We start from the raw sequence: 19531 nt of genomic DNA on the forward strand, positions 1-19531 counted from the left end.
TACAGATCAAGTATTCACCTTGCACCGGCCCCGTTCCGGGGCTGAGTTAAGTCGTGTCCTCCGTGGCCGATTCTGGCTGCCCCAAAATACCTTCGATGAATGCTTGACTTGGCGTTCTGCCATTCATCATTCGCCCCTAGTGGGGCCGCTCGTTGTTGTAGTGGTGCGGGTCGGCTCCAGACGCCTCGAACACCGCCAGAGTTGACCGTGATGCCGCGCAGGGCCAGTTCTCGCGATACCCTAAATGGGCCATGGGTAGGGCAGCTGTAAGCTTTACTCCAGAATGGCTTGCTCTATCTCGGGCGAGACCCGATTAGGATGCACACCTTTGCACCTCGTCAGCTCATCTAACAGGCCAGATGACCCGTAGGTCTGGTAATTCCTGCGGATCTTGTGGAACTGCTGGCGGCTGTATACCCTCACCTTGCAGGCATTGCTGATGTTGCGTAGCTCTTGCGCCAAGTCCAGCAGGCTGAGCTTGCGTAGAGCTATTTTCTCCTCGGTGGTCATGCGTGCTTCTTCAGGTTACAGGCAGGTAGCGGTACCCGTTTCATAACTCTGTTCGAGGCTGTATGACCACCCCCCCTGACAGAGGTCAACTGTCAGGGGAATACCGTATCAGACAAAGACTGTCTGACGAGCTTGGGATTGAAAACGCAATTGCTTGATGCCATCCCCCTATCGATACAGATTGGTAGCCGTTGGTAGGGGGAGCTATCAATCCCAGCTCAATGCCCCGCCAGTCTGATACTCGATCACGCGGGTTTCGAAGAAGTTTTTCTCTTTCTTCAGGTCCATGATTTCGCTCATCCAGGGGAACGGGTTGGTGGTGCCCGGGTACTGTTCCTTCAGACCGATCTGAGTCAGGCGGCGGTTGGCGATGAATTTGAGGTAGTCCTCCATCATCGCGGCGTTCATGCCCAGTACGCCGCGGGGCATGGTGTCGCGGGCGTATTCGATTTCCAGCTGGGTGCCCTGGAGGATCATCTGGGTCGCTTCATCCTTCATGGCGTCGTCCCACAGGTGCGGGTTTTCGATCTTGATCTGGTTGATCACGTCGATGCCGAAGTTCAGGTGCATGGATTCGTCGCGCAGGATGTATTGGAACTGCTCGGCGGTGCCGGTCATCTTGTTGCGGCGACCCATGGACAGGATCTGGGTGAAGCCGCAGTAGAAGAACACGCCTTCCAGTACGCAGTAGTAGGCAATCAGGTTGCGCAGGAACTGGCGGTCGGTTTCAGGGGTGCCGGTGTTGAAGGTTGGATCGGAGATTGAACGGGTGTATTTGAGGCCCCAGGAGGCCTTTTTCGCGACGCTCGGGATCTCGTGGTACATGTTGAAGATTTCGCCTTCATCCATGCCCAGTGACTCGATGCAGTACTGATAGGCATGGGTGTGGATCGCCTCTTCGAAGGCCTGACGCAGAATGTACTGACGGCATTCGGGGTTGGTGATCAAGCGGTACACGGCCAGTACCAGGTTGTTGGCGACCAAGCTGTCGGCGGTGGAGAAGAAGCCCAGGTTGCGCTTGACGATGCGGCGCTCGTCTTCGGTCAGGCCGTCAGCGCTTTTCCACAGGGCGATGTCGGCGGTCATGTTGACCTCTTGCGGCATCCAGTGGTTGGCGCAGCCGTCGAGGTACTTCTGCCAGGCCCAGTCATACTTGAAAGGCACCAGCTGGTTGAGGTCGGCGCGGGCATTGATCATCTGCTTGTCGCCCACCTGAACGCGGGCGGCTGCGCCTTCCAGATCATCCAGGCCTTCCTGAACGTCCAGTTCGTCGAGCGCTGCCTTGGCGCGGGCGATGGCATCGGAGTCATCGGCGCTGATCTGACGCGCGTCTTCTACTGAACCTTCGGCGATGTTCTCTATCACCGGGCTGTCGGCAACCGGTGCGGTCGGTTTGGGCGCGGCTTTGGTGGCCGGTGCGGTGGTGGTGTCTTCGGTGTCGAAATCGTCCCAGCTGAGCATGGTGTGTCTCCCTTTGGTCGACAGCCGCAAGCGATAAGCTTCAAGCGGCAAGTGGTTCTGTGTAGTGGCGCCCAGAGTCGTAAAGTTTGACCTCGGCGCGGCGCTTGGGTTTTTCTGGATTCCCGCTTTCGCGGGAATGACGCGAGGGGCGGGGTGACTCTAGTTGTTATCGGTTCTCGGCCTAAGCGCGTAGCTGAGCGAGTGAGCGCTAGGCGCCGGGCCGGCCGGACTCGGGAGCGTACTGGAGTACGTGACCGGGGTCGGCTGGCACGGCAACAACGCGGGCACCGCTCAGATACGTGCGCTTACTGACACGCCTCGCAATCCGGGTCATCAATGGAGCAGGCCTGCGGCACCGGCGCTGGGCCAGCAGGCGCTGCGCTTTGGGCGCTGTCGGCACCGCTGGATACGGCGTTCAGCTTGCCGGTGTTGACGGTGGACTTCTCGGTGCTGGTGGCGGCCAGGGCACGGAGGTAGTAGGTGGTTTTCAGACCACGGAACCAGGCCATGCGGTAGGTCACGTCCAGCTTCTTGCCGCTGGCACCGGCGATGTACAGGTTCAGCGACTGAGCCTGATCGATCCACTTCTGACGGCGGCTGGCGGCTTCAACGATCCATTTGGTTTCTACCTCGAAGGCGGTGGCGTACATCGCCTTGATATCGTCCGGGATACGGTCGATCTGTTGCACGGAGCCGTCGTAATACTTGAGGTCGTTGACCATGACCGCATCCCACATGCCGCGTGCCTTGAGGTCACGTACCAGGTACGGGTTGATCACGGTGAATTCGCCCGACAGGTTCGATTTGACGTACAGGTTCTGATACGTCGGCTCGATCGACTGCGACACGCCGGTGATGTTGGCGATGGTCGCGGTCGGCGCGATGGCCATGATGTTGGAGTTGCGAATGCCTTTCTTGACGCGCTCGCGCACCGGCTCCCAGTCCAGGGTAACGCTGCGGTCCACGTCGATGTACTTGGCACCACGTTGCTCGGCCAGAATGTCGAGTGAGTCGTAGGGCAGGATGCCCTGAGACCACAGCGAGCCGTCGAAGCTGGAGTAGCTGCCGCGTTCGTCGGCCAGATCGCAGGAGGCCTGGATAGCGAAGTAGCTGATGGCTTCCATCGACTGGTCGGCAAAGGCGACGGCTTCGTTGGAACCGTACGCGATGTGCTGCAGGTAGAGCGCATCCTGGAAGCCCATCAAGCCCAGACCAACTGGGCGGTGCTTTAGGTTGGAGTTGCGGGCCTGCGGTACCGAGTAGTAGTTGATGTCGATGACGTTATCGAGCATGCGTACCGCAGTGCGCACGGTGCGCTCCAGCTTGGCGGTGTCCAGCTTGCCATCGACGATGTGATTGACCAGGTTGACCGAGCCCAGGTTACAGACGGCGATTTCATCTTCGCTGGTGTTCAGGGTGATCTCGGTGCACAGGTTGGAGCTGTGAACTACACCCGCGTGCTGTTGCGGGCTGCGCAGGTTGCAGGCGTCCTTGAAGGTCAGCCACGGGTGGCCGGTTTCGAACAGCATGCTGAGCATCTTGCGCCACAGGTCGGCGGCACGCACTTTCTTGTGCAGTTTCAGCTTGCCGTACTCGGTCAGCGCTTCGTAGTACTCGTAGCGCTCTTCGAAGGCCTTGCCGGTCAGGTCGTGCAGGTCCGGCACGTCGGAGGGCGAGAACAGGGTCCACTGGCCGTCTTCGAACACGCGCTTCATGAACAGGTCCGGAATCCAGTTCGCGGTGTTCATGTCATGGGTACGGCGGCGGTCGTCACCGGTGTTCTTGCGTAGTTCGAGGAATTCCTCGATATCCAGGTGCCAGGTTTCCAGATAGCCGCAGACCGCGCCCTTGCGCTTGCCGCCCTGGTTGACCGCTACGGCGGTGTCGTTGACTACTTTGAGGAAGGGCACGACGCCCTGGCTCTTGCCGTTGGTGCCCTTGATGTAGGCGCCCATCGCGCGGACTGGCGTCCAGTCGTTACCCAGGCCGCCGGCAAACTTGGACAGCATGGCGTTGTCGTGGATGGCCTTGTAGATGCCGGACAGCTCGTCTGGCACGGTGGTGAGGTAGCACGACGACAGCTGCGGACGCAGGGTGCCGGCGTTGAACAGGGTCGGCGTGGAGGCCATGTAGTCGAAGCTGGACAGCAGGTTGTAGAACTCGATGGCGCGCTCGTTCTTCTGCGGCTCCTCGATGGCCAGGCCCATGGCCACGCGCATGAAGAAGATCTGCGGCAGTTCGATGCGGGTGCCGTCGCGGTGCAGGAAGTAGCGATCGTACAGGGTTTGCAGGCCGAGGTAGCCGAACAGCTGGTCGCGGTTGTGGTCAATCGCGGCGCCCAGTTGCTCCAGGTCGTACACCGCTAACTTGGCGTCCAGCAGTTCGTACCCGATACCGGCCTTGACGTAGGCAGGCAGTGTCTTGGCGTACAGTTCGGCCATTTCGCCATGGGTCGCGCTGGGCGCAATTTCGAGGTGACTCAGGGCTTCGGCACGCAGGTTGTCGAGCAGCAGGCGGGCGGTGACCTGACTGTAGCTCGGCTCACGCTCGACCAGAGTGCGGGAGGTCATTACCAACGCGGTGTTGACGTCGATCTGGGTCACGCCGTCGTACAGGTTCTTCAGGGTTTCCTGTTCGATGTGGTTGGCGTCGACTTCCGGCAGGCCCTCGCAGGCCTCGGCGATGACGGTACGCAAACGGCCGAGGTCCAGCGGCTCTCGGCTGCCGTCAGGCAGGGTGATGCGAATGCTTGGGTGTGCTTCGCCGGTGCTCTGGCGCGCCTGGCGCTGGCGGGCGTGCTCTTCACGGTAGAGGACGTAGGCTCGGGCAATTTTCTGTTCGCCCGAACGCATCAGGGCCAGTTCGACCTGATCCTGGATCTCTTCGATATGCAGAGTGCCGCCGGAGGGCAGGCGACGCTTGAAGATTGCGCTGATGACGTCGGTGAGCTCGTCGACGGTGGCGCGAATGCGCGAAGATGCGGCCGCCTGGCTGCCTTCAACCGCCAGAAACGCTTTGGTCATGGCGATGCGGATCTTGTCGTCGGTATAGGGCACCAGTGTGCCGTTGCGTTTGATCACCCGCAGCTGGCCTGGCGCGCTGAGCTGCAGGTCCGGATTCTGCTGGTTTTCTGCCTGCAGGGCGGATGATGTGGTGTCAGCGGCGGAAGGGGTGACCTGCATGACATGCTCCTTTGTTTGGTCGTGAACACAATATGTAGATGTTTGCGTAAGCTGGCTCGGCCAGCTTGGGGCGTGCTGTTCAAGCGGCAGACAGTCAATGGCAGCGTGTGGCGGCTGGTGACTATTTGATCAATATCTGGGTGTCTGCCCTGTGTTTGGCACAAGATAGTGTGTGTTTGTTGATGTGGCAAGGCGATTATTTGTCGATTTCATCGCATAATCGCCTTGACCTTGGCGTAGCTCAGAGCTGGCGCGGGCTTGCGGAAGTTGAGAAAAATTCACTATATCTAGTGTTTACTTTTTGCTTGTTTTCAGCCTGTTGCCAGCATGGAGATAAGCTGTTTCCAGCGCTCTGGGTCAGGGGCTGTGGCCTGAACGCAGGCGAGTGCTACAATCGCCGGCTGATTCGAGTAGTTCAGCTAGCGGGAGGCGAGGGTGGAGGCAGACAGTGGTTACATCCTGATTGTCGAGGACGACCAGAAGCTGGCAGGTCTGATTGCCGAGTTTTTGCAGGCGCAGGGTTTGCCTGTTGCAATTGAAGCGGACGGCGGCGCTGCGGTGCAGCGTATTCTCGATACCCAGCCTGCACTGGTTGTGCTGGATTTGATGCTGCCGGGTGAGGATGGTTTGTCGATTTGCGAGCGTGTTCGTGCCGCAGGCTTCGTGCGACCGATCCTGATGCTCACCGCGCGCAGTGAAGATGAAGCGCAGATCCGTGGCCTGGAGCTCGGGGCAGACGATTACGTCAACAAGCCGGTCAGACCGCAGGTACTGCTTGCGCGGATTCGTGCGCTGTTGCGCAGAACCAGCGAGCCGGAAACCAGCGAGGCGCCGACGCGCCTGGAATTTGGTGAGCTGATCATCGACAACGACCGCCGCGAGGCCTGGCTGCGTGGTGAGCTGATTGAGCTGACCGGTGCCGAGTTTGACCTGCTGTGGCTGTTGTCCAGTAATGCAGGGCGAATTCTGAGTCGTGAGGAGATCTTCATTGCGCTGCGCGGTATCGAGTACGACGGTCAGGACCGTTCGATCGATGTGCGCATCTCGCGCATTCGTCCAAAAATCGGTGATGATCCTGATCTGCCGCGGTTGATCAAAACCGTCCGCAGCAAGGGCTATCTGTTCGTCAGCCCTGGTCCGGATCAGCAGTGAACTCGATTTTTCTGCGCATCTACGGCGGCATGCTGCTAGTGCTGGTCGCCGTCTCCTTTCTGGCGTTGATCAGCATCCGGATGATCAACGATGTGCGCGCGGAGGATTACCGCGAGCGGATGGCCACCGGTACTTTCCGGCTGATGGCCGATAACCTTGAACCGATGGACGAGGCTGAGCGCCAGAAGGCGCTGGCGGTCTGGATGCGACTGATCGGCGTACCGCTGGAGTTGCGCCGCCTGGATGATCTGGGGCTTGAATCGGGTAACTGGTCGCGTCTGATCCAGGGCCGCGTGCTGGTGCTCAGCAGGGCGCCGGCCGAGGTACGGGTCTATAGTCTGGTCGACCTCAGCCAGCAGCAGGTGCTCACCGCCGATATCGAGAAAATCTCCGAGCAGCTGGGCCGGGCAACGCTGTTTCTGATTGCCGACGAGCTGGTACGTCACCCGGAAAGCGACATGCCTACCTGGCTGCAGCGACTGCGGCGGGACAAGGGCTTTGGCTTTCCGCTCAATCTCACCCGCCTGAACGAAACCGACCTGGACACCGACCAGCGTCGGCGTCTGGATGAGTTCGATACCGTGCTGAGTCTGGGGCCGGACGGTAACGCGGTGATGATGTATATGAAGATCCCGGATACCAACTGGGTCGTCAGCTTGGGGCCTATTTACCAGATGCAGGAGTATCCGCCAGAGATGCTGCTGATGACGGGGTTGCTGGCGCTGTCGCTCAGTGGTCTGCTGATCTACCTGCTGGTGCGTCAGTTGGAACAGCGGCTGATGAATCTGGAGTCGGCAGCGACCCATCTGGCGCGCGGTAATCTTGATGCCCGGGCGGAGGTAATCGGCAGTGACTCGGTTGGCAGTCTGGCCCGCGCCTTCAACGACATGGCGGGACATTTGCAGCGGATGATGCGTATTCAGCAGGAGATGATCCGCGCTGTTTCGCACGAGCTGCGTACGCCGGTGGCGCGTCTGCGCTTCGGTCTGGAAATGGTCGAGACTGCTGGCAGTGAGGTAGACAGAAAGCGCTATCTGGACAGCATGGATGGCGATCTCAGTGAGCTGGACAAGCTGGTCGACGAAATCCTGACCTACGCCCGACTTGAGCAGGGGGCGCCGGCGCTGGTATTGCAGCCGGTCGATGTGCTGGCTACGGTCGAGCAGGTCGTGGCAGAGCTGCTACCGTTGGCGGCGAGCGTTCAGCTGGAACATGAGGATCTTTCCCACGGTCGTGCCCATGCCGTCGATGCTGAAGCGCGCTATCTGCATCGGGCGCTGACCAATCTTGTCAGCAACGCCCTGCGCCATGCCGCCGCCAGGGTCAAGGTCACCACGCGGGTTGCCAATGGGCGCTGTCGGCTGATTGTGGAGGATGATGGTCCGGGGATTCCCGAGGCTTATCGTGAGCGGGTCTTTACGCCGTTCCTGCGGCTGGATGACAGTCGCACCCGCGCCAGTGGAGGTTACGGCCTAGGCTTATCCATCGTGCGCCGAATCGCCTACTGGCACCGTGGCTACGCGCGGGTTGAAACGTCGAAGGAGCTGGGCGGGGCGGCCTTTATCATCGACTGGCCGCTACGCCAGTAGGTTTTGTCATCCGAAACGACAAGGGCACAGACACTGTGCCCTTTTTTGTTGCTCAGCGCTGGTGCCCGTTCACGAGCAGACGGAATGCCGTGGTAGCTGGGCCCGGCTCAGGTTTGCGGCCGCAGATAAGATCGCAGTATATGGCGCTTTCACCGATGCGCACGATGTACAGCGCCAGACTCTGGGCGTCCATCTCCGGTTTGATCTCGCCAGCGGCAATCGCTTCTTCAAACATCTTTTGCCAGGTGCTGATCAGGCGCTCCTGCAAACCGGAGGTGCGCGCAGTAAGCAGTTGCAGCCCCCACTGCGGCTCGGCTTGCAGAAAGTCGTACATGGGGCGGGCGTTGATCAGTGCGACGTTGATATCCTCATAGATCTGGGTCAGGTACTCGATGCCCTTGAGGTTGGGCGTCTGTTCGGCTCGGGCAATGGCTTCGTCGTAGATCCGCTTGTACAGCGACCAGAGAATTTCCCCCATCAGCAAATCCTTGTTGCCCACCCAGCGCATCAGCGTCGCACGTCCGATTCCCAGCTCTTCGGCCAACTGCGACAGGTTCAGACGGCGCCCCTCCAGCCACCAGCTACGGGCCATACGAAAGGCGGAGATCGGCGTTGCGCGTTCGTCGGTTTTGCGTTTGGAGAGGGCAAGAGCAAGGGGGGTCTGGTGGCTGGTCATTCGCTGCTTTCCTGGCGTTGGGTTTTCTTCTTTGGCTCAAGGGGTGCATGGTAACAATGGTGATACCAAGAAGGAAAGTGTCCCGCAATTGAAGCAAGGGGAAGTGGGTGAGCAAATGTGTAGCCGCGCTTCACTGATTCGTCAGTGGGCGGTTCCGTCTGGCTGGAAAACGCTCCGGCCAGACGTCTCGGTGCAGATCATCCGCGGCCAATGAATGGCATTCGGGTGGCCATGATGGTCATGAACTGAACGTTGGTTTCCAGCGGCAGTTCGGCCATCTGAACAACCGCCTGGGCGACGTGCTCCACGTCCATCACCGGCTCGACCATGATCTCGCCGTTGGCCTGCGGAATGCCACGCTGCATCGGCGCGGCCATCTCGGTGGCGGCGTTGCCGATGTCGATCTGCCCACAGGCGATGTTGTACTTGCGGCCGTCCAGTGAGGTGGCTTTGGTCAGGCCGGTCATACCGTGTTTGGAGGCGGTGTAGGGCGCGGAGTTGGGACGCGGGGCAGTGGCTGAGATTGATCCGTTGTTGATGATGCGGCCACCCATCGGGGTCTGTGCTTTCATCAGTCGAAAGGCCTGCTGGGTGCAGAGGAAGGCACCGGTCAGGTTGGTATCGATGGTCGCCTGCCAGTGTTCGAACGGCAGGTCCTCAAGCGGCAGCGGCGGTGCCCCGGTGCCTGCGTTATTGAACAGTACATCGAGACGACCCCAGGTGTGCTGTACCTGGTCAAACAGTGCCTTAACCGATGCTGGGTCGCGCACGTCTGAGGTAATCACGAGTGCATTGCTGGCCAGTTCACCCAGGCCTTCCAGGCTGCGCTGCAGTTTATCGGCGTTGCGACCGGTGAGGGCAACGTGATAGCCCGCCTTGAGCAGGGCAATGCTGGTGGCGCGGCCGATGCCGGTGCCTGCGCCGGTAACTAGCGCGACTTTGGTAGGGGAGGCGGACATGGACGTTCCTCTGTTGTTGTATGAGCGGACAGAGGATACACCAGAGGTTAGCGCGGCAAGTGTCGCCATGCCGACAGCGCGAGGCGACCGGCATGGCGGGTTGCTTAGTTGATACCTTTGCGGCGTACATCCCAGTCGCGATCGGTGCACAGGTCGCAATTGCTGCCGTAGAAGGTGTCTTCGGCGCTGGCGTCGTCCATCAGGTGATAACGGAACCAGGCGGTTGCCGGGCCACGGAAGTCACCGGCGTTGCCCACCGGTTCAAAGTGGCTGGCGCCGGACAGTTCGCCCCAGAATACCGGTACGTTGGCGCGGGTGTAGACCGGCAGGGCATTCAGGGTGGGGCTGGCGATGGTGTCGATGCTGCCGGTCATCAGGAACATCGGGCCATTTTGGTTGGATTGAGAGCTGCTGTTGTGACCCAGGCCAATGGTGTAGGGCTGGAAGGGCGCAGTCACTTTGATGCGGTAGTCCTGACCCGCCATGATGGTGCCGCCGCCGCCCTGGGAGTGACCCGCAGCGCCGATGCGGTTCAGGTCTAGCTTGCCGGCATAGGTGCCGGTGCTGCGGTTGTTCTGGGTGGTCAGGTAGTCGACGCACCCGAGCATTTCCTGGCCAGTGCCAGCATTGGAGGTATTGGCGGCGATCACAACGAAACCGTGCGAAGCCCAGTGCTGCAGCAGGGAGGCATAGGTGTTCGGCGAGGCAGTGGTGCCGTTACCCCAGACAATGATCGGGTGCTTGCGATTATTCGCGCCAAGTGTGGAAGGACGGAATACCGTGCAGCTGGCGCCAGCGCTGCCGCTAGTGGTAGCGAAGGAGCCGCTGGCGCTGAAGTTGCTGACGCCCGGGAAGCCGGTGCCGGTGTCAGGGGCTGTGCCGCCGCCACCGCCTGGGTTGTTCGCCAGCACGACGCTGGCAAGGGATAGGCCGAGTGTGAGTGCGGCCAGCTTGAACAGAGGTGCGTTCATCCTGAGAGTCCTTTTTCTGTTGTTGTATGGATGGCTGCGCCGAGATAGCGCAGGACACCAACGTTAGGGAGCTGCACAGAGGGGTAAAGTCGCCCGGATGGGTTATCCCTGCGTGTTGTCTCAGGAGGGAGATAAGTGGGTCTGTAAGTAGTTACGGCAACCCTTTGTTATCAGAGCGGATTGCCTGGGACTGCGATCGCAGCGGCCCTGTGCCACATCACCCGAATGGGCTCAGTCACCAGAGCGCGCACTGACCCCCTCAAGGGTTGCGAAGGAGGTGTCCTTGGCCGTAAGCAGGAAATCCTGCAGATAAGGCATCGCCATCATGTCTTCGCGTACGGCGGCATACAGCGTGCCGAACAGGCCGTCCGGCCCAAGTCGACAGGCGCTGGCGTAGCCCTTATGCAGGTATTCAGCGAGCGCCCAGTTGGGCAAGCAGCAGACGCCGCGCCCCGACGCCACCAGCTGCATCATCATTATGGTCATTTCGGCGGTACGAATGCCTGCCGGTTCAACGCCGGCCGGATCCAGAAACTGTTTGAAAACGTCCAGTCGCTCGCGTTCTACCGGGTAGGTGATCAGCGTCTCCCCTACCAGATCTTCAGGCGTGATGTGCTGGCGAGTGCTGAGCGGGTGCTGGTTACTCACTGCCAGCAGGGCTTCGTAAGTGAACAGCGGAACGTAGGTGATACCGGGGATGTCGAGCGGGTCCGAGGTGACGACCAGGTCCAGGTCACCCCTGGCCAGCGCGGGCAGTGGGGCGAAGAAAAAACCGGAAGCAAAATCCACCTCGACCTCGGGCCAGGCGTTACGGAACTGGTCAATGGTCGGCATCAGCCACTGGAAGCAGCTGTGACATTCGATGGCCATGTGCAGGCGTCCGGCTTGCCCACCAGCAAGCCGCTGGATGTCGCGCTCGGCCTGGCGCACCTGGGGTAGCAGGGTGTCGGCCAGTCGCAGCAGTCGCAAGCCTGCACTGGTAAACCGTACGGGTTTGCTCTTGCGCACAAACAGGCTCATACCCAGCCGTTCTTCCAGGTCCTTGATCTGATGTGACAGGGCTGATTGGGTCAGATGCAGTCGCTCGGCTGCTTCAACAAGGCTTTCGGCCTCGCGCAAGGTGGACAGGGTGCGCAGGTGACGGAGTTCAAGCATGGCGGCTGGATTTGTCTGCATGAGAAAAATCGAACTATAGCATGAGCAATATGAGTTTGATTCAGTAGTTGCCGCGCGCGAGCATTGCCCACTTTATTGATCTGTCAGGAGGCACCTCATGTTGCTGCACCAAACCGGTCCCAATACATCACCCGCTCAGGAGTCAGATCGCTGGCACCAGCAGGCCGATGCTGGCATGGCATGGGTCAGCGTAGCAGCAGAAGGTATGCCACCGTTTGACTCGCTGCTGGAACGGGTTGCCAGGGCGCGTGCTGCCGGGTTCAACGTTAAACCCATTATTCCGGGGCCGCTGTCATTGTTGTGGTCGATGACCGATGGGGACGAGGCAGCATTGGAGCAACTGGACGGTTTGCTGGATGGTTATGACAGCCTGTTGCTCGCGCTTGGCAAGCAGGGTGTGGAGTGGGTTGAGTTGGATGAGCCCCAGCTCGCGCGGCCATTGGCACCGGTCTGGACCGCAGCCTGCGAGCATAGCTACAACCGACTGCAGCGTACCGCCCTCAAGCGGCTGCTGGCGGTGAGCGGCGGCGCTCTGGTCGACAATCTGGGGCTGGCCTGCAACCTGCCCGTTGATGCACTGCAGATCGAACTGCGTGACCCGGAACGTGTGCTGGTGACAGTGCTGGATCGGCTTCCTGCCTACAAGGCGCTATCACTGGTACTGCCGGCGTCTGACCTGTCTGCAGAGTTGGTGGCGCAGTTGCAAGGCGTATATCAGCGGTTGGGGCCGCGTCTGTGGCTGGCTGCAACAGCCCCGCATGATGTTGCTGACCTGGCGGTGCGCCTCGGCAACTCGTCGCGGATCGCTGCCTGACGCTTCAACCGGTGCCTATCTGCCTGTAGAGTAGCGCCCCATTACCTTTCGGGAGCGAATCATGCAGGAACTGTTGCTACATTGCCGTCCAGGCTTCGAAGGCGAAGCCGCTGCGGAGATGCAGGAGCTGGCCAACGAGCAGGGCATAGCCGGCTACCCCGTGACCCGAGACGGCAGTGCGCTGGTGCGCTTTGTCTGCCCGCAGACGGGCGATGCCCAGCAGCTCATGCAGGCCATCGACTTCCGGCAACTGATCTTCGCTCGACAGTGGGCGCTGGGTAGTTGGGTTGAGCTTGACCCGGAGGACCGCGTCAGCCCGATCATTACCGCCTGCGCTCAGGGCCCGATTGCCTCGCTGTTCTGGCTGGAAACGGCCGATACCAACGACGGTAAGGCGCTTGCCGCGCTGACCAAAAAGCTCAAGGGGCCGCTGGAGCGCGCGCTGACCAAGACTCGCTTCGTGCGCCCGAATAAAACCGAGCTGCCGCGTCTGCACCTGTGTTTCGAGAGTGGTCAGAAGGTCTTCGTCGGCTGGTCCTGGGCTGACAATGGCGCGCCCTGGCCAATGGGCATTCCGCGTCTGCGCGTGCCGAAAGAGGCGCCAAGCCGCTCGACGCTGAAGCTGGAAGAGGCGTGGCATCACTTTATTCCGCGTGATGACTGGGACATGCGCCTAAAGGCGGGTATGACCGCCGTCGACCTGGGCGCTGCCCCCGGTGGCTGGACCTGGCAACTGGTCAACCGGCTGATGAAGGTGATTGCAGTCGACAACGGTCCGATGGATCGTCGCCTGATGGACAGCGGGCAGGTTGAGCATGTGCAGGCCGACGGCTACATGTACAAGCCCAAGCGTACCGTCGACTGGATGGTGTGTGACATCGTCGACAAGCCTGCCCGCAGCAGCGCCCTGGCCGCCAAATGGATTACCCAGAAGCTGTGCCGCGAGCTGATCATCAACTTCAAGTTGCCGATGAAGCAGCGCTACCCCGAAGTAATGCAGTGTCTGGCGCATATTCAGGATGCCTTGGACGAGGCTGGCATCAAGGCAGAGCTGGCTTGCAAGCAGTTGTATACCGACCGGGAAGAGGTGACCTGCCATATTCGGGTGTTGCGATAGGCCGTATCTCGTTAACCGCGCCGCCTGCGCGAAACGCTTCTTTTGGTCATAGATTAAGGCGCCAGGCGGCCTGCGGTGCCTCAAAACATCGTCGTTGATGGGGTGACGGGGCGTCGGTATCGCATTGTCTGACAGCCAGTCGCGCCTCTGAGCACGTTCATCCTACGCAGTTGCTCGCCTGTACTAGGCGTATACCCGCTAAACATCGCGCAGACCAGGCGGAAACGATACATCTGGCTGGGCTACGACCATTGTATTTTCTGCATCATGAGTTTGACTAATGCAGTAGTGAAATACGTTCAGTTTTGTTCAATTTCAGGCTGGCATAAACTGCCGGCTATTCCCTGGTGTGTACGCCAGAAAAAGAAATTGAGAGCGCTGAATAGACTGTTGCTGCATTCAGGCTTTTTTCAGATGTCAGGATACCGACTGCGATGAACACCGAGTTTGAGTTTGCTATCAAAAGCATTTGTTTTGATGAGAATTACCACCCCTCCGACAGTACGCGGATAACTACCAATTTCGCCAACCTTGCTCGTGGTGATAATCGCCAGGAGAATTTGCGTAACGCTCTGAGGATGATTGATAACCGCTTCAATGCGTTGGCACATTGGGATAACCCCAAGGGCGAACGTTATGCAGTCGAACTGGAAATAATTTCTGTCGAGATGGCGGTTGACGTTTCGGATACAGCGGATAGCTTTCCAGCGATCGAGATACTGAAAACCAATATTGTTGATAAAAAGACGAACAGACGCATTGAAGGTATCGTCGGCAACAACTTCTCATCCTACCTCCGGGATTATGACTTCAGCGTAGTGTTGCTGGACCATAACAAAGGGCAATCCAGTTTCAGCGTGCCAGCCGATTTTGGTGATCTGCACGGTAAGCTGTTCAAGCATTTTGTGGACTCAGGTGCGTATAAGCAGCATTTCAAAAAGCTTCCAGTTATCTGCCTGAGTGTTTCGGATAACAAAACCTACTATCGGACCGGTAACCAGCACCCTGTGCTGGGCTTTGAGTATGAACCAAATGAGTCTTCTTTAACTGAGCAGTATTTTAAGAAGATGGGGCTGGCTGTTCGCTATTTCATGCCGCCAAACAGTGTTGCACCGCTGGCGTTCTACTTTTTCGGAGACTTGCTTAACGATTACACCGATCTGGAGCTCATCAGTACCATCAGCACCATGGAAACGTTCCAGAAAATCTATCGGCCAGAGATATACAACGCGAACGCGGCTGCCGGGAAGTGCTATCAACCCAACTTGCAGAATCCGGATCACTCATTGACCCGCATTGTCTATGACCGAAAAGAACGCAGCGAGCTTGCTGTTGCACAAGGAAAGTTTGCTGAGGAGCACTTCATCAAGCCCTACCGGGATCTGCTTGAGCAGTGGTCTGCCAGTTGCTCTCTTTAAATAACCAGGATACACGGCACGATTTACCATGAATAAACTATTACCTACGTCAACTGCGGGCAGCCTGCCCAAACCATCCTGGCTTGCGGAACCGGAGAAGCTGTGGTCACCCTGGAAGCTTGAAGGGGAAGCGCTGCGCGAAGGCAAGCGCGATGCATTGCGCCTGTCATTGCATGAGCAGCAACACGCGGGTATTGATATTGTGAGTGATGGAGAACAAACACGTCAGCACTTCGTAACCACCTTTATCGAACACCTCGATGGTGTCGATTTTTCGAAGCGGGAAACTGTTCGGATTCGTGATCGGTACGATGCCAGTGTGCCGACTGTCGTTGGCTCGGTTGCTCGCCAGAAGTCGGTGTTTGTTGAGGACGCAATCTATTTACGGCAACTGACGGATCAACCTATCAAGTGGGCTTTGCCTGGGCCCATGACTATGATTGATACGCTTTACGATGCGCACTACAAAAGCCGCGAAAAGCTGGCTTGGGAGTTCGCTAAGATTCTCAATCAGGAAGCCAAAGAACTCGAGGCCGCCGGTGTCGACATTATTCAGTTTGATGAGCCTGCTTTTAACGTGTTCTTTGATGAGTTGAATGACTGGGGTGTAGCCACGTTGGAGCGAGCCATAGAAGGCCTGAAATGTGAAACGGCGGTCCACATTTGCTATGGCTATGGCATCAAGGCTAATACCGACTGGAAAAAAACGCTGGGTTCCGAATGGCGTCAGTACGAAGAAGCGTTCCCCAAACTGCAAAAATCCAAGATCGATATGATCTCGCTGGAGTGTCAAAACTCGCATGTTCCAATGGACCTGATTGAACTGATCCGCGGAAAGAAGGTGATGTTGGGTGCCATTGATGTGGCAACCAATACTGTAGAAACACCGGAGGAGGTTGCCAGCACTCTGCGTAAGGCGCTGCAGTTTGTTGACGCCGACAAGCTTTACCCGTGCACCAACTGTGGTATGGCGCCTCTGTCTCGCGAGCTGGCGAGAGGGAAGTTGAGAGCCTTGAGCACGGGCGCAGAAATTGTTCGCCAGGAGGTCCTTGGTTAGTAGCGGGAGGGTGTAATGACTTGGGAGCAACAGTGATTGAAATTTTAGATCAATCACGCTGCCTGTAACGGGCTGGGATTGGAAAGGCTCTGGCTTACGTTCGCTGGCCCCCATATTACGCTCAGGGCGTCCACCCACGCTGTATTTGTATTTATGATTTTAGGACCTGCCATGTCTTTTCCCTGCTCTGTCATAGAACCCTTGAGCTTTCGAGAAGCGCTCGGGCACTATGCTTCCGGTATCACGGTCATCACCTCAAATGTCGATGGCGAGCCGATTGGTTTTACCTGTCAATCGTTTTACAGCGTGTCGATGAGCCCTCCGTTGGTATCATTCAGCGTCAAATCCGACTCGTACAGCTATCCCAAAATTCGCCGGGCGGGACGGTTTGCGGTCAATATCCTATCCGGCGATCAGGTCAGCATATCCAACCGGTTTGCTCGGCAAGGCGCGGACAAATGGCACAGCGTTGAGTGGCAGAGTTCGCCTTTGGGAAGCCCTGTCATTGACGGTAGCCTGCACTGGCTGGATTGCGAAATTCACGCCGAACACGCCGCGGGCGACCACTTGATCGTGATTGGCGAGGTGAAAGCGTTGAGCCCGCAAGAATCTGCCCCCGTCGAGCCGCTGCTGTACTTTAAGGGGCAATATCATTCACTTCCTGCGTATGGTGCAGAGTGAGTAGTGCGCGTGATGTTTTGCCTAACCTGGCAGGCCCATGCGTGCTCTCAAAATGACAAAAGTGGAGTGTCATCTGTTGTTTGGAATCAGGTCGTGATTTCTGTCTGCTGTGCGCACTCTGCACTCTCTATCAATCATAGCTTTGCCGGCCAGGACTCAGGGGGATGGCTGGAATCTGCCTTTTAACCAGCCCAATCACCTCGGCCTGCTGGTCTTTGCGGAAGTACAGTCGTACATCCTGGCTGTTGAACTGCTTCGGATTTTCTATTTGCGCGGCGTACTCAGGCGGCAGTTCGTAAGGTAGCGTTAGCACGATAAGGCCTTGCTCGGCGTCCAGCATGGCCTCCAGCACGTCGCTCCACAGATAGTCATCATGCTGAAAGTCTTGCCAGTAAGTTTGGTAGCTCGAGTCGCCACCCACCGAGGCCAGACCGATGCCCACCAAAGCCGGGCCGGCCAGCGCAGCAATGGAGAGTGCCGGGTTGCTGATCAATAGCATCAACACCACCCCAATCATCAGGAAAGGGATGACGCGTATAAAGATAAAGACCATGTCGGGAATGTCTTGCCAGCGGCAGACCTCCAAGTGCTTGAAGGTTGCGCGGTAGACAAAGACGGTTTTTTGCATGGCTTGTTTGTAGAAGATGAAAGTCATGGGTAGGGCAGCCAGGAAGGCCGCGTAACCCATGCCTACCCACAGGCCGAACCCAACCGTTATGAGCGTGCTTATGACAATGATGCTGCCTTCAGGGATTATGCTCTTGTCGATTGCTTTGACCGTCCAGGTAGCTACAGCTGTCTCATTATCATGGGTCCACTCTTGGTCTCCTGCTAAGTTCGGTGTTTTGCGCCACGAGGTCCGTCTCATTGGGTTGTTCCTGCGTTAAAAATGGTTGGCACGTGCCCGCAAAGTCTGTCGGGTAGGTTTATAGGTGTGTGTGCTGCCTGTTGATGGCTGAGCTCATTAAAATTCGTATATCTGCTTGCCCGGCGTCAGTTCGATGTGCGGTATCCGGCTCCTGACCATGGCCATCACCTCGGCCTGCTGGTCTTTGCGGAAGTACAGCCGGGCATCTTGCCTGTTGAACTGCTCCGGGTTTTCTATCTGCGCGGCGTACTCAGCAGGCAGTTCGTAGGGTAGCGTTAGCACGATGAGGCCTTGCTCGGCGTCCAGCATGGCCTCCAGCACGTCGCTCCACAAATACTCATCATGCTGAAAGTCTTGCCAGTAAGTTTGGTAGCTCGAGTCGCCACCCACCGAGGCCAGTCCGATCCCCACCAAAGCAGGGCCGGCCAGCGCAGCAATGGAGAGTGCTGGGTTGCTGATCAACAGCATCAACACCACCCCAATCATCAAGAAAGGGAATACACGCAGGAAGATAAACACCATGTCAGGAATGTCTCGCCAGCGGCAGACCTCCAAGTGCTCGGAGGTTGCGCGGTAGACAAAGACGGTTTTTTGCATGGCTTGTTTGTAGAAAAGGATAACCAGCACTGATATTGGAAAGAAGAATAGTCTGAAGTTTTCGTAGTCTCCTATGAGGGCAAAATACAGACTAACGGCGAAAGAAATGCTGCCCACAACTATCATTCCCATGCCATTTTGCAAGATGCTCTGATCGATGGCTTTAACGGTCCATGTCTTGATTTCTGTGCCACCTGTATGAATCCAGTTCTGGCTGCCAGACAGGTCCGGTGTTTTGCGCCACGAGGTCCGTCTCATTGCGTTGTTCCTGCGTTAAAAATGCTTGGCACGTGTCTGTCGGGTCGATTTATAGATGTGTGTGCTGCCTGTTGATGGCTGGGCTCATTACAATTCGTATATCTGCCGGCCGGGTGTGAGTTCGATGTCGGGTATTCGGTCCTTAACCATGGAAATCACTTCGGCCTGCTGGTCTTTGCGGAAGTACAGTCGTACATCCTGGCTGTTGAACTGCTCCGGATTTTCTATTTGCGCGGCATACTCAGGCGGCAGTTCGTAAGGTAGCGTTAGCACGATGAGGCCTTGCTCGGCGTCGAGCATCGCCTCCAGCACCTCGCTCCACAGATACTCATCATGATGAAAGTCCTGCCAGTAGGTTTGGTAGCTCGAGTCGCCACCCACCGAGACCAGTCCGATCCCTACCAAAGCCGGGCCTGCCAGTGCGGCAATGGATAGCGCCGGGTTGCTGATCAATAGCATCAGGACAATCCCGATCATCACGAAAGGGATGACGCGTATAAAGATAAACACCATGTCAGGAATGTCTTGCCAGCGGCACACCTCAAGGTGGTTGGAGGTTGCGCGGTAGACAAAGACGGTTTTTTGCATGGCTTGTTTGTAGAAGATGAAAGTCATGGGTAGGGCAGCCAGGAAGGCCGCGTAACCCATGCCTACCCACAGGCCGAACCCAACCGTTATGAGCGTGCTTATGACAATGATGCTGCCTTCAGGGATTATTCTCTTGTCGATTGCTTTGACTGTCCAGGTAGCTACGGCTGTCTCATTATCATGGGTCCACTCTTGGTCTCCTGTTAAGTTCGGTATTTTGCGCCACGAGGTCCGTCTCATTGGGTTGTTCCTGCGTTAAAAATAGTTGGCACTTGCCCGCAAAAGTCTGTCGGGTTGGTTTATAGGTGTGTGTGCTGCCTGTTGATGGCGGAAGCCATTAAAATTCGTATATCTGCCTGCCCGGCGTAAGTTCGATGTGCGGTATCCGGTTCCTGACCATGGCCATCACCTCGGCTTGCTGGTCTTTGCGGAAGTACAGTCGTACATCCTGGCTGTT

At 57.8% G+C, this 19531-nt stretch carries 16 protein-coding genes and 1 pseudogene; 7 read left to right on the forward strand and 10 right to left on the reverse strand.

Annotation, left to right across the window (positions count from 1 at the left end):
* Positions 1-170: 170 nt before the first annotated feature.
* The 3 genes and pseudogenes from C1949_RS18455 to C1949_RS18465 all read right to left on the reverse strand — a co-directional run.
* Positions 171-510 (reverse strand): annotated as a pseudogene (locus C1949_RS18455) (transposase family protein); the annotation flags it as partial.
* 207 nt (positions 511-717) lie between these two features.
* Positions 718-1971 carry a ribonucleotide-diphosphate reductase subunit beta gene (locus C1949_RS18460; protein ID WP_104739850.1) on the reverse strand — a complete coding sequence of 418 codons (1254 nt, stop codon included), beginning with the start codon at positions 1969-1971 and terminating at the stop codon, positions 718-720.
* Between the two features lie 305 nt (positions 1972-2276).
* Entirely contained in the window at positions 2277-5153 is a 2877-nt protein-coding gene (locus C1949_RS18465) for a ribonucleoside-diphosphate reductase subunit alpha (RefSeq protein WP_104739851.1), read from the reverse strand.
* A gap of 435 nt (positions 5154-5588) precedes the next feature.
* On the opposite strand from C1949_RS18465, the gene C1949_RS18470 reads away from it, so the two are divergent.
* Both C1949_RS18470 and C1949_RS18475 read left to right on the forward strand, forming a co-directional pair.
* Entirely contained in the window at positions 5589-6305 is a 717-nt protein-coding gene (locus C1949_RS18470) for a response regulator (protein WP_104739852.1), read from the forward strand.
* Positions 6302-7894: an ATP-binding protein gene (locus C1949_RS18475; protein WP_104739853.1), complete on the forward strand. Its 1593-nt coding sequence runs from the start codon at positions 6302-6304 to the stop codon at positions 7892-7894. Before C1949_RS18470 ends, C1949_RS18475 begins: the two co-directional genes overlap by 4 nt.
* A 52-nt stretch (positions 7895-7946) precedes the next feature.
* On the opposite strand, the gene C1949_RS18480 is transcribed toward C1949_RS18475, so the two are convergent.
* The 4 genes from C1949_RS18480 to C1949_RS18495 all read right to left on the reverse strand — a co-directional run bounded on the left by C1949_RS18480 (position 7947) and on the right by C1949_RS18495 (position 11655).
* On the reverse strand, positions 7947-8570 hold the full coding sequence (locus C1949_RS18480; protein WP_104739854.1) for a QsdR family transcriptional regulator: 624 nt from the start codon (positions 8568-8570) through the stop codon (positions 7947-7949).
* Between the two features lie 197 nt (positions 8571-8767).
* Complete coding sequence (locus C1949_RS18485; RefSeq protein ID WP_104739855.1) at positions 8768-9529, reverse strand: SDR family oxidoreductase; 762 nt, start codon at positions 9527-9529, stop codon at positions 8768-8770.
* Between the two features lie 104 nt (positions 9530-9633).
* Positions 9634-10500 (reverse strand): alpha/beta hydrolase family protein, encoded by an 867-nt coding sequence (locus tag C1949_RS18490; protein ID WP_104739856.1) that lies wholly within the window; start codon positions 10498-10500, stop codon positions 9634-9636.
* Positions 10501-10731: 231 nt separating this feature from the next.
* The gene (locus tag C1949_RS18495; RefSeq protein ID WP_104739857.1) at positions 10732-11655 is read right to left on the reverse strand and encodes a LysR family transcriptional regulator; all 924 of its coding nucleotides are present in this window, start codon (positions 11653-11655) and stop codon (positions 10732-10734) included.
* A 118-nt stretch (positions 11656-11773) separates the two neighbouring features.
* Between C1949_RS18495 and C1949_RS18500 the strand changes: the two genes are divergently transcribed.
* The 5 genes from C1949_RS18500 to C1949_RS18520 all read left to right on the forward strand — a co-directional run bounded on the left by C1949_RS18500 (position 11774) and on the right by C1949_RS18520 (position 16763).
* On the forward strand, positions 11774-12490 hold the full coding sequence (locus tag C1949_RS18500; RefSeq protein ID WP_104739858.1) for a 5-methyltetrahydropteroyltriglutamate--homocysteine methyltransferase: 717 nt from the start codon (positions 11774-11776) through the stop codon (positions 12488-12490).
* Positions 12491-12551: 61 nt separating this feature from the next.
* Positions 12552-13607: a 23S rRNA (cytidine(2498)-2'-O)-methyltransferase RlmM gene (gene rlmM / locus C1949_RS18505; protein WP_104739859.1), complete on the forward strand. Its 1056-nt coding sequence runs from the start codon at positions 12552-12554 to the stop codon at positions 13605-13607.
* Positions 13608-14041: 434 nt separating this feature from the next.
* Positions 14042-15025 (forward strand): DUF1852 domain-containing protein, encoded by a 984-nt coding sequence (locus tag C1949_RS18510; protein WP_104739860.1) that lies wholly within the window; start codon positions 14042-14044, stop codon positions 15023-15025.
* 28 nt (positions 15026-15053) lie between these two features.
* The gene (locus tag C1949_RS18515) at positions 15054-16082 is read left to right on the forward strand and encodes a methionine synthase (RefSeq protein WP_104739861.1); all 1029 of its coding nucleotides are present in this window, start codon (positions 15054-15056) and stop codon (positions 16080-16082) included.
* Positions 16083-16253: 171 nt separating this feature from the next.
* Positions 16254-16763, forward strand: coding sequence for a flavin reductase family protein (locus C1949_RS18520; RefSeq protein WP_104739862.1), 510 nt, complete (start codon positions 16254-16256; stop codon positions 16761-16763).
* Positions 16764-16893: 130 nt separating this feature from the next.
* Here the strand turns inward: C1949_RS18520 and C1949_RS18525 are convergent, their stop codons facing one another.
* From C1949_RS18525 to C1949_RS18535, 3 genes are all read right to left on the reverse strand, one after another.
* Positions 16894-17631, reverse strand: coding sequence for a hypothetical protein (locus C1949_RS18525; protein WP_104739863.1), 738 nt, complete (start codon positions 17629-17631; stop codon positions 16894-16896).
* A 96-nt stretch (positions 17632-17727) separates the two neighbouring features.
* Complete coding sequence (locus C1949_RS18530) at positions 17728-18486, reverse strand: hypothetical protein (protein ID WP_104739864.1); 759 nt, start codon at positions 18484-18486, stop codon at positions 17728-17730.
* Between the two features lie 87 nt (positions 18487-18573).
* Positions 18574-19314, reverse strand: coding sequence for a hypothetical protein (locus C1949_RS18535; RefSeq protein ID WP_104739865.1), 741 nt, complete (start codon positions 19312-19314; stop codon positions 18574-18576).
* Positions 19315-19531 lie beyond the last annotated feature (217 nt).

It is taken from the genome of Halopseudomonas oceani, assembly GCF_002903165.1.
In the GTDB taxonomy this organism is placed as follows: Bacteria; Pseudomonadota; Gammaproteobacteria; order Pseudomonadales; family Pseudomonadaceae; genus Halopseudomonas; species Halopseudomonas oceani.